This window comes from Nonomuraea thailandensis (assembly GCF_024172165.1).
In the GTDB taxonomy this organism is placed as follows: domain Bacteria; phylum Actinomycetota; class Actinomycetes; order Streptosporangiales; family Streptosporangiaceae; genus Nonomuraea; species Nonomuraea thailandensis.
Genome location: NZ_JAMZEB010000002.1, coordinates 11225800 through 11237585, shown reverse-complemented (window position 1 = coordinate 11237585; position 11786 = coordinate 11225800). Strand labels below are relative to the sequence as shown.

Sequence of the window (11786 nt, the reverse complement as noted above, 5' to 3'; positions counted from 1 at the left end):
TGCTGGCGGCGAACGCGCTGGCCTTGCCGCGGGCGGCGGCCAGGCCGGGCCCGGTCCGGTCCCTCGATGAGACGACGATCTCGACTTCATTGCTCAATCCAGCTCGCCCCCTCCCCCGTGTTCGGTCCGGCCATCTCCTCCAGGCGCAGCAGGCGGATCAGCCCTGCGTCTTCCTCCATCAGCGCGCTGGGCAGGCATCCGAAGCGGGTGCACTGCGCGAGAATCCAGCGCGCGTCCCTCAGCTCGCGAGGCTCGGTGACAGGGGTTCCACAGGCAGAGATGCCTCCGGGAACGGCTCGCCACCGGGCGATCTGCTGTCCAAAGGGACGGGCACTCCAGCGATGGCCTCGGCCCACTGGTCCAGCACCTCGCGGAAGAACCGGGGGTCTGAGGCGACGAACTCCTCGGGCGTGCACGGGACCGGCGTCTTGTTGCCGTGCCCGTCCTCGTCCTGCACGTTCCAGGACACCAAGTACGTGCCGAACTCCAAGGCCAGGCCCAGGAACTCCTCGCGGCCCTTCGGGTTGGACACGTCGATGCCGGCGTCCAGGATCGGAGCGAACCTGAAGAAGGTCTCCAAGCTGGCCCGGCGGGCACGGATCTCCAGGCCGGCGAACTCTCCGTCTTCCCACCGCAGGAGGAGCGTGCGCGGCCGCACGTAGCCGGTCACGCCGACGTCCACGTGGGGACTGCGCCGTTGGCGAGTACGAGGGGCACCTGCCAGGTGAGGCTGCCGTCGGCCGCGCGGGTGAGCGCGTAGTCCGTCGGCAGAAGGGTGCACAGCGGGGTGGTGCCGAGCGTCTGGCCGCTGACCGTGAGCGTGAACTCGCGGGCCACGGAGGTGCTCGGAACGGTCTTGAACACGTCGTGTGAGGCGTTGCTGGCGTCGTTGAAGACGCCGTTCAGGGACATGCTCATGTCGGCGAGCAGCAGCAGCCGCTCCATCGCCGATTTGTCCACGCCGGTCACGTCCTGGACCGCCCTGGGGGTGGCGAACTCCATGTTCGTGACGTCGTTCCTGATGTCGCGCAGGGTGCCGCCGCTGTCGTCGATGCTCAGCGCGGACCATGCGAGGCCGGTCTCCTTCGCGATGGCTACTGCCCTCCTTCTTCAGCTTTCCTGATCTCGACCTGGACTCCGCCGAGCGCGGTCACGACGGACAGCAGGTCGCGGTCCGGGTTGGCGAACTTCTCGGTGTAGATCACCGGGATGCAGCCCGCCTTGATGTCGATCACCACGCGGCTCGTGTCGTCATCGCAGAGCCCGGCGTCCCGAAGGGCTTTCAGCAGTCCTTCGTGCACCGCCACGTAGTTGCGCGGCATCGGCTATCCCCTCTCGGTCTGCCGCGCGAGGCGGTCCTGGTGGAGCGCGAAGTCCTCGACCCAGTCCGCGCCCCGGGAGTGCTGGCGGATCAGGCCGAGGTCCTGGCGCCAGTCCCCGCCCCGGACGAGGAAGGTCTCCGGCCGGGTGCGGTGCTCGGCGAAACACCGTTGCCCCGATATGAACTGGAAGACGGTCAGCCCCTCGCCTGTGCGGCGCTCCCGGTAGGTCCGGCCTGCCTGCTGCCGGATGTAGGCGGCCTGCGCCCGCCCAAGGTCGGTGCCCTCGTCTACCTGCGTCTCCCAGCCGCACCGCCAGGCTGGACAGCCAACGTCCTCGCACGCGCTGCGCACCGCGTGGTCCGGCGGCGACACGATCCGGTACGTCTGGAAGGCGTTCACCGGCGCCGCCGGCGTAATGCGGTTCAGGGGTCTCACTACTGTCTGCCTTTCTCGGTGGCGGGTCGCGGGCCGCGCGGGTCCAGGGGGTCGCGCGGGCCGTGGGGGCCGCGGGGTTCCGGAGCCCCGATCTTGACCGGCTCACGCACCGGTGCATCCGGCCGCGGCAGACGCGCGCTCGCCTGCTCCAGGCGCACGAATCCCGGCCGCGAATCGGCCAGCACCAGGCCCCTGAGCCCGGCCACGTACGCGGCTCCGGCCTCATCCCATGCCTCGACGGGAACCGCGACGAGCAGGTCGTCGTCGGCCTGGTCGACGTAGAGGGCGACGGTCCCGGTCGTACACGGGCAGTAGGTGGCCATCAGAACACCACGCTCACCGGGTTAACGCTCACGACCACGACAAAGGACAGCGAGGAGAAACCACCGCTGGTGCTGGTGACGACGCGGAGATACCGCTCCACGGCCTGGCCCCGCGCGGTCTGGATCCGCTCCGAGGTCGGCCCGGCGGTGACCTGGGTGAAAGCGCCGCCGGTGACGTTCGCGAACGCGTCGGCGCCGCCGTCGTCGCTGGACTGCTGCAGCCGGATCGTGGCGTCCGTGCCCGTGAACGCGGTGACGTGCAGCCACGCCTGGAGCCCGAAGGAGCCGACCGCGCCGAAGTCGACGGATGCGCCGTTGGCGGCGCCGGTGTCGGTACGTACGCCGGCGGTGAGCTGGCGGCCCCACTCCAGGCCATAGCCGTCGGCGAGGGCCTGGACCGAGATGGTCAGCGAGCCGTCGGCCGCGCGGGACGGGTCGTAGTTGATCTGCCGTCCGATGAGACACGCCGCCGGCGAACCGAGGCCCGTGCCTCGCCCGTAGGTGGCAATCCGGTTGGTGAACGGCAGTGTGGACAGCACCTCGTGCGCCGCGGCGGTGCCGGGGTTGAAAAAGCTCGTCCACTCCAGCGCGCCGTCCCTCGCGAGCCCGGCTCGCTCCATGGCCGACTTGTTGATGCCGGTCATGTCCTGCGTCCCGGCCAGGCCGCCGCCGATCCGACCCAGCGCGCCGACGTCGCCGGACAGGTCGTAGCCGTCCAGCCAGAACGCGTCACCGAGACCTGTCTGCTTACTCATCTTGCGCCTCCTCGACGGGGACGAGCGGCCCGTTGGAGGGCCCACGGTGGACGTGGGTGGCCAGGTGGGAGACGTCGGCCTCCCGGTCCCGGCGCAGAGTCTCGTACGCCTGCTCAGCGGCCTGGAGCGCCTCGGCGGGGATCTCGTGCAGGTACGCATTCACCCGCACGCCGTGCCGATCGGCCGTCATGACCGGCCGGAAGGTCTGGGCCGCGGCGAGGCAGGTGTGCCAGCGCACGACATGGCCGTCCCGAGCAGCCTTGGTGACGGTGACGATCACACGCTCCCCCTCTCCTTGAGCGCTGCCCGCTCGATAGCCTCGGCCGCCGCCGTCCACGCCTCGCGCTGTGGCTTCGGCAGCTCGCGCCAGCGCGGCATGACGTTGCCGGCGTGGTTGACCCAGTCGACGTGATCGCCGTACGCGTCGTAGCCCACCCGGGCCAGCTCCAGCGCGGTCATGGCGCCTGCCCCCAGAGATCGTTGACGATGAGCGGGAGGGTGACGATCGCGACCCGGTAGGTCTGGGCGTCGATCGTCACGTAGCCAGTGGTCGCGGACAGCGGGGTGCCGTGCGCGCCGAGCAGGTCCACGTTGCGGACCCGCTCGCCGAGCTCGAAGTCGCTGGAGTAGGCGGTGAACAGGGCGTCCACCCCGGCGACGAGCAGCGGCTCAATGTCGTCGGCCGGCTCCTGCGGCACCGGCGCGAAGATCATGACGTTGAGGGTGAGGCGGCCGGTCGTCCCGGCCAGTCCGGACGCCCCCGGGATGGGCGTGACCTCGGCCACGGTGACGGCCGCGGACAGGCCGTTGCCGGGCGCGTTCTCCGGCTCGTGCGTGTTCACCCGCTCGAACAGGCCGAGGCCCTGGGCGTGCGACACCGTGGCGTCGAGGATGCCGGCGATGTTGAGCGCCATCAGTTGAGCCTCCTCACGTACTGGTGCAGCACGTGCTCGGCGACCTCGCCGGCCTTGGCCGTGAGGTCCGCGCGGGTCAGCGGCCAGTGCTTGTAGCCCCTGAACCGGGTGATGGGGAAGTTCCGGGACCCGACGCCGGCGAGCCACCAGCTGTAGATGACGCGCTGGTCGTAGATGACAGCCGCGCCGAACATCTGCTTGACCGCGATCTTGGACTGGTAGTAGCCCGTGGGGTGCTGAAGGAACTGATGCAGGTACCCGTGCAGGATGCCCTTGCCGACGCCAGCGACCTTCAGCGTGGCCTCGTCCCGGTAGGCGCGGATGACCTGCTCGGCGTACCCGCGCCGGAAGATCGGGCCCGAGGTGTTGACGTCGAAGACGAACTCCATCTACACCCCCCGGATCCTGGCCTTGCGCCCGTAGGCGGTGATGCAGTCCTTGCGGAGCTGGGCCAGGCCGCGCCCGGTCACCTCGCGCTGGTTGTCACCGGTGCCGGCGGTGCGCGCGTACCCGGCCTGCTCGCCGAGCAGCTGCACGAGCGCCAGGCCGAGCGAGTAGTCGCGGACGAGGCCGGGCACGAGGTGGCGTTCGACCGCCGCGGCGGTGTCGTGCGTGGCCGCTGTAGTGCCGTACGCGCCCCTCACCACGTTGAGGGTGCGCGGGGCGTAGATGCTGCTCCCGGCGGCGTGAGCGGCCAGCACAGACCCGTCCCACGCCCTCTTCACCGTGAGGACCGACCCGGCGACGTCAACCACCAGCATCCGCTCCGAGTCGATCAGGATCACCTCGTCGACCGTGGGCGCGCCGGTGGCGGTGGACAGGGTGATCGACACGTCCGACGCCGCGGCGGTCAGCGCGTCGCCAGCGTGGATGTCCACGCCGGTGTCGAGCATGCTCTTGGACGTGACCAGCATCCGCTCCGCGCCGACGGCCACCAGGTCGCCGACCCCGATCAGGCTGGAGTCGGTGACGTCGACCGCGGTCTCACTGGAGTCCAGGGCCTCGGCGAGCGCTCCGGCCGTGGCGGTGGCGATGTCGCAGCCGCACCAGGTGCCGGTGATGGCGATGGCCCGCTGGTGCGTGGCCCCCGAGCTGAAGGCGGCGCTGGAGTCGAGGGCGATCTCCAGCCGGTTGTACGGCGGCCCGTCGTCGGGACGCAGGAAGTAGTCCCCCGGCGGAATGACGATCCCGCCGGCGACCACCGCAGTGGCCGCCGCGAGCTCGTGCTGGTCGAGCCATAGCCGCCAGGAGCGGGCTCCCTGGGGGTTGGGCCAGTCGAACGTCCGCGTCTCCATCTCGGGGAAGAACCTGCGCTTCAGGATGCCGGCGCCGCGGTTGGCGCCGGTTGCGCCGCCGTCGATCGCGTCGGAGGCGGACTCGATTGCCCGGTCGATCTGCCGGGCCGAGCGCGCGGTCTCTTTGACGTCCAGCGCCCGCTGGACGTCTTCCCGCGTGCAGTAGCAGGCCCGGGTGATCGCCATGCTCAGTCGTCCTTGCCCTCATCAGGCGTCTCGGGGCCACTGCCATCCGTCCCATCGGCAGTGGAGCTCTCCGTTTGGGCCGCTTTCGAGCGGCTCGCCGTCGTTCGGGCACGCCTGCGGGGGGCGGGACTGCTCGTCTCTTCGCTCGGCGGCGGCGTCTCGGAGAATGTCGAGGAGCTGTTCCCAGGAGATGGCTCGTCTCCCTCCTGCTCGACCGGCGGCAGGGCCTCGCCGGACCCGTCGCCGGTGATTTCGGGCGACTCGGTGCCGTCGGCCGGCACCTCGATCCCCTCACTGGGGCCGTTGAGCTGGTGCTCGCGCTCGGGCGGCTCGATGGCCGGGTCGTTGGCCGGCGGCCGACCGGCGCTCTCCTCTTCGCGATCGGCCGCCGCGTTGGTGGGCCCGCCATGGCGGGTGATCTTCGGCATGTTCTCCTCCATCCCGGCCAGGCCAGGCCAGCCCGCGACGGGCAGCATGACGGCGCCGCACGACACGCACACGTACGTCGGCCGCTCCACCACGCCGGGGACGATCATCGGCTGATGGATGCGGCGGACGACGTCCTCCGCCCGGCACCCGGCGGTCGGACAGGTGACGTCGAGGAAGGGCAGCCGCGACCCCTGCGTACTGCCTTCCTCGACGCGCTCACGCCCGCCGCAGTGCGGGCAGGTCTCCAGGTCCTGCGCGTACCGCGTCGAGCAGTCGGAGCACACCAGCATGGCCATCAGGCCGCCGCCACGGTCGCGCCGTTGTCCAGCGCGACGTACGTCAGCGACCACTCGACCTGGCCGGTGTTGCTCGCGGCGGTGTTGAGGCCGATCGCACCCGGCGCGACCACGATCGGGTTACGCAGGTTGGACACGCCGCCCCCGGTCGACTTCACCAGGGCGTCGCCGGCCAGACCGGTCGCGCCGAGCAGCCCGCCGGCGGCCAGGCCGTTGACGTCGACCGTGGCCGACAGGTCGTTGACCGTGCCGCTCCCGCTCGGCGTGGCCACGAGCTTGACCGCGTTAGCCTGCGCCTGAATCGACGTGGTGACGCGGCCGGTGATGCTCGTAACGAGCACCCGGCCGCCGGTCACGTTGAACAGCGCCCCGGTCGCGGTCTGCGGCAGGTTCGCCGCCGCACGGTCGACCTTCGCGCCGAGCAGCAGCGTGCGGAGCTGGTCACCCTGAATCATCGTCGTCATGTCGGCAGCTCCTTACTGCGGCGCGGCGAGCTTCTCAGGCGCTCGCTGCACCTTCAGCCCGGACAGGATGGGGATCACGGCGACGTAGCGGGTGCCGTTGGTGCCGAGGTCGGGCACGTTCACGCTGACCCACTCGAACCCGTCGGACAGCTGCTCCGCGCGGACCTCGACGACCAGGAGGAGTTCCTCCGACGCGGCACCGACGTTGGTGATCTCGGAGGCGGCGGCCTGGGTGCCCTTGGTCCACTGCTCGTCACCGTCGAGGCTGGCCTCGGATCGGTAGTAGTAGGTGGTGATGACGTCGAGGTCCTGCGAAGTGCCACCGCTCGCGGCGTTGTGCTCCTGCAGGTCGATGTCCGTGATGTCGGTGGAGCCACCGGTGGTGACGATCACGAAGCTGCACACCGCAGCGTCCTTCATCCGCGTGCGCAGTCCGGTGATGGCGCCGGCGACTGCGTCGGTGGGAACGGTGACGGCGCCGATGTTGAAGTTCTTGCCGAGCGCGTATGCCTCTACGGCCATGATCAGTAGGTCCTTCCTGGCTCAGCGGGCCGCGAGCTCGACGAACGGGCTGAGGCTGTTGCCGCCGTTGCGGGGGGTGATCGCCGACTGGATCCACGGCCTGCCGTCGACCCGCTGGATGATCCGGTACGCCGTCTGGTCGTGCCCGAACCGGTAGTCCGTGCTCGACGCGGCGGTCATCGACTGCCTGTCGCCGATCAGGTAGTAGCCCAGATCGCAGAACGCAATGTCGCCGCGGTCGCCCAGGCGCCCGGCCTTCTCGCTGACGATGATCGGCCGGCCGAACAGCGTCATCGGACCGGGCCCGGCCGCGTTGACCACGAACACGCTGTTGCCGCCCGTGCCCACCGAGAGCGCCATGGTGAACAGCTCAGGGATCACATCTGGGCTGATGATCCACGCCGCCCGGCCGATCGAGCTGGGCAGCATGCGGGCGTACATCTTGACGACGTTCTCGTACACGATGGAGTCCGCGGGCTGGCCGCCCTCTGTGGCGACCGCGATGCCAGCGGAGTTGCCCGCGCCGAGGAACCCGAGCGGCTCGCCGACGCCCGGGCCTGTCATGAACGCGGCGTCCTCTTCGAACGCCAGGACCATCGGCCACAGCCGCTCGATCAGCGCGGAGAACGAGATGAGGCTGTCCTGCAGCAGCTCGTTCGGCACCACGCTGAGCCCGGTCAGCTTCTTGGCGTCCAGGACGACGCGGCCGAACTTCGGGTCGCTCTCGGTGAGCGCCGCAGACTCCTCGCCCCAGTACGCGATCATGCCGCCGAACAGCGATGATGCGTTGCTGGTGACGTCGATCGTCGGGAACGGGACCCTCGCCGAGTCCATCGGCACCACCGTGGCGCGGGAGCGGACGACCGCCATCTCCAGCGCGATCTCCAGCAGCTGGGAGCGGAGGTTCTCCGGGACGAGGAAACCGCCGTCCGCCGGCGACACCGAGCTGGCGGCGTTGCGGATCGCGGCCTTCTTCGACGCCGAGCCCTCCCCAGGGCTCAGGTGCCAGATCGCCTCCAGGTACTCCACGCTCGTGTTGAACATGTGGTCCAGCACGGCGCCGGGGGCGTGGGGGTTGTGCGCGGCGCCCTGGCCGTAGCTGGTGAGCATGCTCGCGCGCTTGCCGCCGCGGGCCGCCTGCGGGTCGAGGTTGAGCCGCTTGATCCGGTCCGCGTTGTCCGGGTCGACGTCCTTGTCCTGCAGGTAGCCGGCGAGCTGGCGCTGCGTCTCGGCGGCGACCGCGCGGTGCAGGTCGGTGCCTTCGCCCTGGAGCTTCTGTCCGTACGCCTGGATGAACTTGGTCAGCGTGCCGACGTCGGCGAGCACCGGGCGGTACTTGCCCGGGTCGCCCATGAACTCGGCCAGCTCCTCCGAGGAGGCCGGGATGGGGATGTCCTTAGGCAGGACGGGGGTGGTCACATTGCCTCCCTCAGATGGGCTAGCAGGTCCTCCGCGGAGGGGTCCGCGGGGGTCAGTAGGTGGGCGACGAGGTCCGCCCACGGGTCCACGACCGGCCCGGCGACTGGCTCGGCGGCCGGGCTGGTGCCGGTCGCGTCCGGTGGCGCGGGCTCAGCACGTGCAGACGCCGGCTGCGGGACGGGCTCCGCATGAGGGGTATGCGGTGTCGCGTCGGGGGAACGCGACGGAGTCGCAGCCGGCGCCTGGTCCTGGGGTGCTGCCGTCGTGGACAGCGGGTACGGCAGGCGGCCGTCGTGCGCACCTGCCCGTCCCGTGTCGGCCAGCGTGCCGGTCTGGGGCGCGGCGTCAGCGGGTGCGGGGATGGGCGCGGGCGCGGCGGCACGCCCGGCGTACCGGAAGACCGACAGGTCCCAGCGGGCGGCCATGAGCTTGGCCGCGTCCTGGGGGCCTTCGGGCTCGTCCGGGTCGTCGGTCTTCGGCGGGATCATCAGCTCGTCGGCCAGGCCCGCCTCGACGGCCTCGGCCGCGGTGTACCAGGTCTCCGCGAGCATCCGGCCGCGCCACTCGGCGCGGGATCCGCCGGCCTTGGCAGCGTAGGCGTCGGCCAGGTTGTCCGAGATCTTGTCGAGGACGTCGCCGGTCTTGCGCATCTCGGCGGCGTCGCCCCAGGTGTACGTGGACGCGTCGTGGATCATCATCATGCTGTTCGGCGCCATCACGAGGCGGTCGCCGGCGAGCGCGATGATCGAGGCGATGGAGGCGGCCAGGCCCTCGACGCGGACCGTCACGCTCGCGGGGTGCGCGCGCAGAGCGTTGGCGATCGCCACCCCGTGCCAGACGGAGCCGCCGGGCGAGTTGAGGCGCAGGGTCAGCCGTGTCGCGCTCACCTGGTTGAGTTCCTCGACGAACTCGTCGGCCCAGACGCCGAACCAGCCGCCGATCTCGCTGAAGATGAGCAGTTCGGCGTCGTCCTCGCTGGCGTTGCGGAACTCGTACCAGCGGGGCGTGTCCTGCTTCTGTGCGGCCGGTGGTATCCGCAGGTTGCGGTACTCGGCGGGGAGGTGGATCCACGTCATTTACTGCTCCTCCCAGATGGGCACGATCGTGCCCCGGCAGCGGGTTCGGCCGAGGCAGTCCCGGTACGCCCCGACCGGGTAGGCGGCCCGCGCGCTCGCGTAGTCGGTGAACCGCTTGTCGTCCACCTCGCGGCAGTTCGCGCAGCTGTTGGCATCGTTGCGCTCGCTGGCGATCCACACCTCGGGATCCGGGGCGTCCTCCAGCGTGGCCATGCGGCCTTCCTGCTGGGCGTGGTGCAGGGCACCGCCGAGCTCGTCGCGCAACGTCCGGTCGGACAGGCCGCGCAGGTGCTCGTCCACCTGGTGAGCCACCTCGTCGGGCTGGGCGTCCGGCCCCCACACGCGCAGCGCCTCCCGCGCGGCCGCCGCGGCAAGGCCAGCGGCGAGCAGCGCCACGACCACGACGGCCGTGGCGCCCAGGCCGCTCTCGTCGGGGTCGGCGGGCTCAACGGTGACGCCTTGGGCTGCGGCCTCGTCGGCGAGCTGCTGTGCAGCTGCGCGGGTCAGGGCGATCAGCGCGTCGGACAGCTCGACCTTCGCCTGGTCGGTGTCGGGGGCCAGGCTGGCGAGCTGGGCGACGTCGTCGTCTTCGACGGCCTGGCGGACCTGGTCGACGAGGTCGCGCCGCCAGGCCACGTTGATCGTGTCCCAGGCGGCGAGGAGCGCATCCAACGCATTTTCGAACAGCGTTCGAATGGCTTCCATGGCCTGCTCGACAAGACGCTCCACCTCGTCCTCGTCCTCGTCCTGCGCCACCGGTGCCGCCGGAAGCTCACCGCGCAGTCCGGCCAGCAGCTGCTCGCCGGACTTCTGGTTCGACAGCGCCGGCGGCTTCGCTCCCGCCGGCGGGCCGACGTAGGTCATGCGGGGCAGCCCGACCGCGTCGGCGACGTCGTCCGGCGCCCACCCTGCGATGACGAGCCGTTGGGCAGCCTCGGCCTTGCTCAGCCGCTCCCGGTCGCGGGCCTCGGCATCGGCGGGGACGGGGTCGCAGTAGTCGAACTCCAGGTTCCTGGCAGCGTCCCCGAAGAGGGGCAGGAAGAAGCTGTTCAGGGCGCCCTTGGCCCGCTCCAGGCGGGGCACGGTGAGCATCTCGGCGAACCAGGCTTTGCTCGCCTCGGCCGTGGCACGGTTGACGTCGTCGATGATCCCGAGCGCGAACTTGGGGATCGTGTACGCCTCACGAATGATCTCCCGGGACAGGCCACGCATCTCCGTGAACTGCATGTCCTGCATGGTGAACTTGCGGTCCACCCACTTGGCGCCGTTCTCCAGCAGAGCCACGCGGTGGGCGGCGGCGACGCCGCGATGCTGCTCCTCCCACCGGTCGCGGAACTGGTCGAACTCGTCGTCGGTCCATTCGCCGGGGACCTCGATGATGCCGCCGGGCAGCGCGCTGTTGATGAAGAAGTTCCTGTTCCACTGCGCCGAGTACTTGCTGGCGTCGATGTCGGACAACACGCTCTGGATGGGCCCCATCCCCCGGTACGGGTCCAAGGGGTTGGGCATCATCAGCCGGATGACCTCGTCCAGCTTGAGCGGGACCTGCTCGCCGTCCGGGCCGATGTAGACGTAGCCGGCGAGGAAGTTCTCCCGCGACGGGACGGGCTCGATCCGGTCCGGCCTGACTGGCCACAGCTCCAGCGGGATCTGCCGCATGCGCGGGTTGCGGGCGACGACCCACACGGCCTCGCCGACCAGGTCGAGGTGCTGCTGGAACGACTCCCTGAACAACTGCCCTGTATAGAAGGGGTTCGGGCGGTTCCAGATGTCCAGTGCGAGGTGGCGGGTGACGGGCTTGCGGTCCTCGTCCAGGCCGGACTCGGCCTTCTCCCACAGTCCCCACTCGACCTGGGAGAACGCGTTGCTGGTGCGGTGGACGATGCCGAACACCGTGCCGATCGAGCCCATGGTGCGCATCTGGGCTTCGGCGTCGATGCGGCTCCCGAACAGGCGTCCGCCCCAGGTGCGGGCCCTGCCCTCGTACGGGACGGGCGCCTTGTTCGCCGGTGCGATGATGCGGCCGGTCAGGGTGCGCAGCGGGGATCTCACCTGCGGTCACCGCCGGACAGGGCCTCCAGGATCAGCAGGCTGACGCCCGCGGTGGCCAGGCCGGCCACGATGTGCAGGTGCCAGGCGGCGGCGGTGATCAGCCCGAATCCGGAGACGCTGAGGACGGCGGTGCGGATGGTGGCCCAGCGGGGCAGGATGCGCGCGAGGCGGCGGGCGGCGCGGACGGTGAGGGGGGTGCGCGGCGGGCGCGCGGCGGCGGCCTGGCGTTCGTCTCGGAACGCCGTGCGGAACGTGGTGACGCGGGCCGCGGGGGTCGCCATACTTCGGATGGTAGCGC

At 70.7% G+C, this 11786-nt stretch carries 18 protein-coding genes; all 18 read right to left on the bottom strand.

All coding sequences use genetic code 11. The features are described from left to right. Positions 1-238 precede the first annotated feature (238 nt). The 18 genes from HD597_RS56265 to HD597_RS56180 all read right to left on the bottom strand — a co-directional run bounded on the left by HD597_RS56265 (position 239) and on the right by HD597_RS56180 (position 11769). Positions 239-682 (bottom strand): hypothetical protein, encoded by a 444-nt coding sequence (locus HD597_RS56265; RefSeq protein WP_253756612.1) that lies wholly within the window; start codon positions 680-682, stop codon positions 239-241. After that, entirely contained in the window at positions 667-1002 is a 336-nt protein-coding gene (locus HD597_RS56260; RefSeq protein ID WP_253756610.1) for a hypothetical protein, read from the bottom strand. Before HD597_RS56260 ends, HD597_RS56265 begins: the two co-directional genes overlap by 16 nt. Before the next feature lie 92 nt (positions 1003-1094). Further along, positions 1095-1322, bottom strand: a complete 228-nt coding sequence (locus HD597_RS56255) for a hypothetical protein (RefSeq protein ID WP_253756607.1) — start codon at positions 1320-1322, stop codon at positions 1095-1097. A 3-nt stretch (positions 1323-1325) separates the two neighbouring features. Next, positions 1326-1757 (bottom strand): hypothetical protein, encoded by a 432-nt coding sequence (locus HD597_RS56250; protein ID WP_253756604.1) that lies wholly within the window; start codon positions 1755-1757, stop codon positions 1326-1328. Continuing rightward, a complete protein-coding gene (locus tag HD597_RS56245; protein ID WP_253756602.1) occupies positions 1757-2080 on the bottom strand; it encodes a hypothetical protein in 324 nt (107 codons plus the stop codon). Before HD597_RS56245 ends, HD597_RS56250 begins: the two co-directional genes overlap by 1 nt. Next, positions 2080-2835 (bottom strand): hypothetical protein, encoded by a 756-nt coding sequence (locus tag HD597_RS56240; protein WP_253756600.1) that lies wholly within the window; start codon positions 2833-2835, stop codon positions 2080-2082. The genes HD597_RS56245 and HD597_RS56240 overlap by 1 nt, the downstream gene beginning before the upstream one ends. After that, a complete protein-coding gene (locus tag HD597_RS56235) occupies positions 2828-3115 on the bottom strand; it encodes a hypothetical protein (RefSeq protein WP_253756598.1) in 288 nt (95 codons plus the stop codon). Before HD597_RS56235 ends, HD597_RS56240 begins: the two co-directional genes overlap by 8 nt. Further along, positions 3112-3294 carry a hypothetical protein gene (locus HD597_RS56230; RefSeq protein WP_253756596.1) on the bottom strand — a complete coding sequence of 61 codons (183 nt, stop codon included), beginning with the start codon at positions 3292-3294 and terminating at the stop codon, positions 3112-3114. The genes HD597_RS56235 and HD597_RS56230 overlap by 4 nt, the downstream gene beginning before the upstream one ends. Beyond that, on the bottom strand, positions 3291-3749 hold the full coding sequence (locus tag HD597_RS56225) for a hypothetical protein (RefSeq protein ID WP_253756594.1): 459 nt from the start codon (positions 3747-3749) through the stop codon (positions 3291-3293). The genes HD597_RS56230 and HD597_RS56225 overlap by 4 nt, the downstream gene beginning before the upstream one ends. Beyond that, positions 3749-4138: a hypothetical protein gene (locus HD597_RS56220; RefSeq protein ID WP_253756592.1), complete on the bottom strand. Its 390-nt coding sequence runs from the start codon at positions 4136-4138 to the stop codon at positions 3749-3751. Before HD597_RS56220 ends, HD597_RS56225 begins: the two co-directional genes overlap by 1 nt. Next, the gene (locus HD597_RS56215; protein ID WP_253756590.1) at positions 4139-5230 is read right to left on the bottom strand and encodes a hypothetical protein; all 1092 of its coding nucleotides are present in this window, start codon (positions 5228-5230) and stop codon (positions 4139-4141) included. It lies immediately after the preceding gene. 2 nt (positions 5231-5232) lie between these two features. Beyond that, positions 5233-5955 (bottom strand): hypothetical protein, encoded by a 723-nt coding sequence (locus tag HD597_RS56210; RefSeq protein ID WP_253756588.1) that lies wholly within the window; start codon positions 5953-5955, stop codon positions 5233-5235. Continuing rightward, entirely contained in the window at positions 5955-6419 is a 465-nt protein-coding gene (locus HD597_RS56205) for a hypothetical protein (protein ID WP_253756587.1), read from the bottom strand. The genes HD597_RS56210 and HD597_RS56205 overlap by 1 nt, the downstream gene beginning before the upstream one ends. Positions 6420-6431: 12 nt before the next feature. Continuing rightward, positions 6432-6941, bottom strand: a complete 510-nt coding sequence (locus HD597_RS56200; RefSeq protein ID WP_253756585.1) for a hypothetical protein — start codon at positions 6939-6941, stop codon at positions 6432-6434. A 21-nt stretch (positions 6942-6962) separates the two neighbouring features. Beyond that, entirely contained in the window at positions 6963-8360 is a 1398-nt protein-coding gene (locus HD597_RS56195) for a phage major capsid protein (protein ID WP_253756583.1), read from the bottom strand. Beyond that, positions 8357-9436, bottom strand: a complete 1080-nt coding sequence (locus HD597_RS56190; protein WP_253756581.1) for a head maturation protease, ClpP-related — start codon at positions 9434-9436, stop codon at positions 8357-8359. The genes HD597_RS56195 and HD597_RS56190 overlap by 4 nt, the downstream gene beginning before the upstream one ends. Then, positions 9437-11488 (bottom strand): phage portal protein, encoded by a 2052-nt coding sequence (locus tag HD597_RS56185; RefSeq protein WP_253756579.1) that lies wholly within the window; start codon positions 11486-11488, stop codon positions 9437-9439. Beyond that, positions 11485-11769: a hypothetical protein gene (locus HD597_RS56180; protein ID WP_253756577.1), complete on the bottom strand. Its 285-nt coding sequence runs from the start codon at positions 11767-11769 to the stop codon at positions 11485-11487. The genes HD597_RS56185 and HD597_RS56180 overlap by 4 nt, the downstream gene beginning before the upstream one ends. Between the last annotated feature and the right edge of the window lie 17 nt (positions 11770-11786).

Excerpts from the sequence above, each read along its gene's own strand:
- HD597_RS56260 (WP_253756610.1), bottom strand. The coding sequence starts at position 1,002 with ATGGAGTTCGCCACCCCCAGGGCGGTCCAGGACGTGACCGGCGTGGAC.
- HD597_RS56255 (WP_253756607.1), bottom strand. The coding sequence starts at position 1,322 with ATGCCGCGCAACTACGTGGCGGTGCACGAAGGACTGCTGAAAGCCCTT.
- HD597_RS56245 (WP_253756602.1), bottom strand. The coding sequence starts at position 2,080 with ATGGCCACCTACTGCCCGTGTACGACCGGGACCGTCGCCCTCTACGTC.
- HD597_RS56240 (WP_253756600.1), bottom strand. The coding sequence starts at position 2,835 with ATGAGTAAGCAGACAGGTCTCGGTGACGCGTTCTGGCTGGACGGCTAC.
- HD597_RS56230 (WP_253756596.1), bottom strand. The coding sequence starts at position 3,294 with ATGACCGCGCTGGAGCTGGCCCGGGTGGGCTACGACGCGTACGGCGAT.
- HD597_RS56225 (WP_253756594.1), bottom strand. The coding sequence starts at position 3,749 with ATGGCGCTCAACATCGCCGGCATCCTCGACGCCACGGTGTCGCACGCC.
- HD597_RS56220 (WP_253756592.1), bottom strand. The coding sequence starts at position 4,138 with ATGGAGTTCGTCTTCGACGTCAACACCTCGGGCCCGATCTTCCGGCGC.
- HD597_RS56215 (WP_253756590.1), bottom strand. The coding sequence starts at position 5,230 with ATGGCGATCACCCGGGCCTGCTACTGCACGCGGGAAGACGTCCAGCGG.
- HD597_RS56210 (WP_253756588.1), bottom strand. The coding sequence starts at position 5,955 with ATGGCCATGCTGGTGTGCTCCGACTGCTCGACGCGGTACGCGCAGGAC.
- HD597_RS56205 (WP_253756587.1), bottom strand. The coding sequence starts at position 6,419 with ATGACGACGATGATTCAGGGTGACCAGCTCCGCACGCTGCTGCTCGGC.
- HD597_RS56200 (WP_253756585.1), bottom strand. The coding sequence starts at position 6,941 with ATGGCCGTAGAGGCATACGCGCTCGGCAAGAACTTCAACATCGGCGCC.
- HD597_RS56190 (WP_253756581.1), bottom strand. The coding sequence starts at position 9,436 with ATGACGTGGATCCACCTCCCCGCCGAGTACCGCAACCTGCGGATACCA.
- HD597_RS56180 (WP_253756577.1), bottom strand. The coding sequence starts at position 11,769 with ATGGCGACCCCCGCGGCCCGCGTCACCACGTTCCGCACGGCGTTCCGA.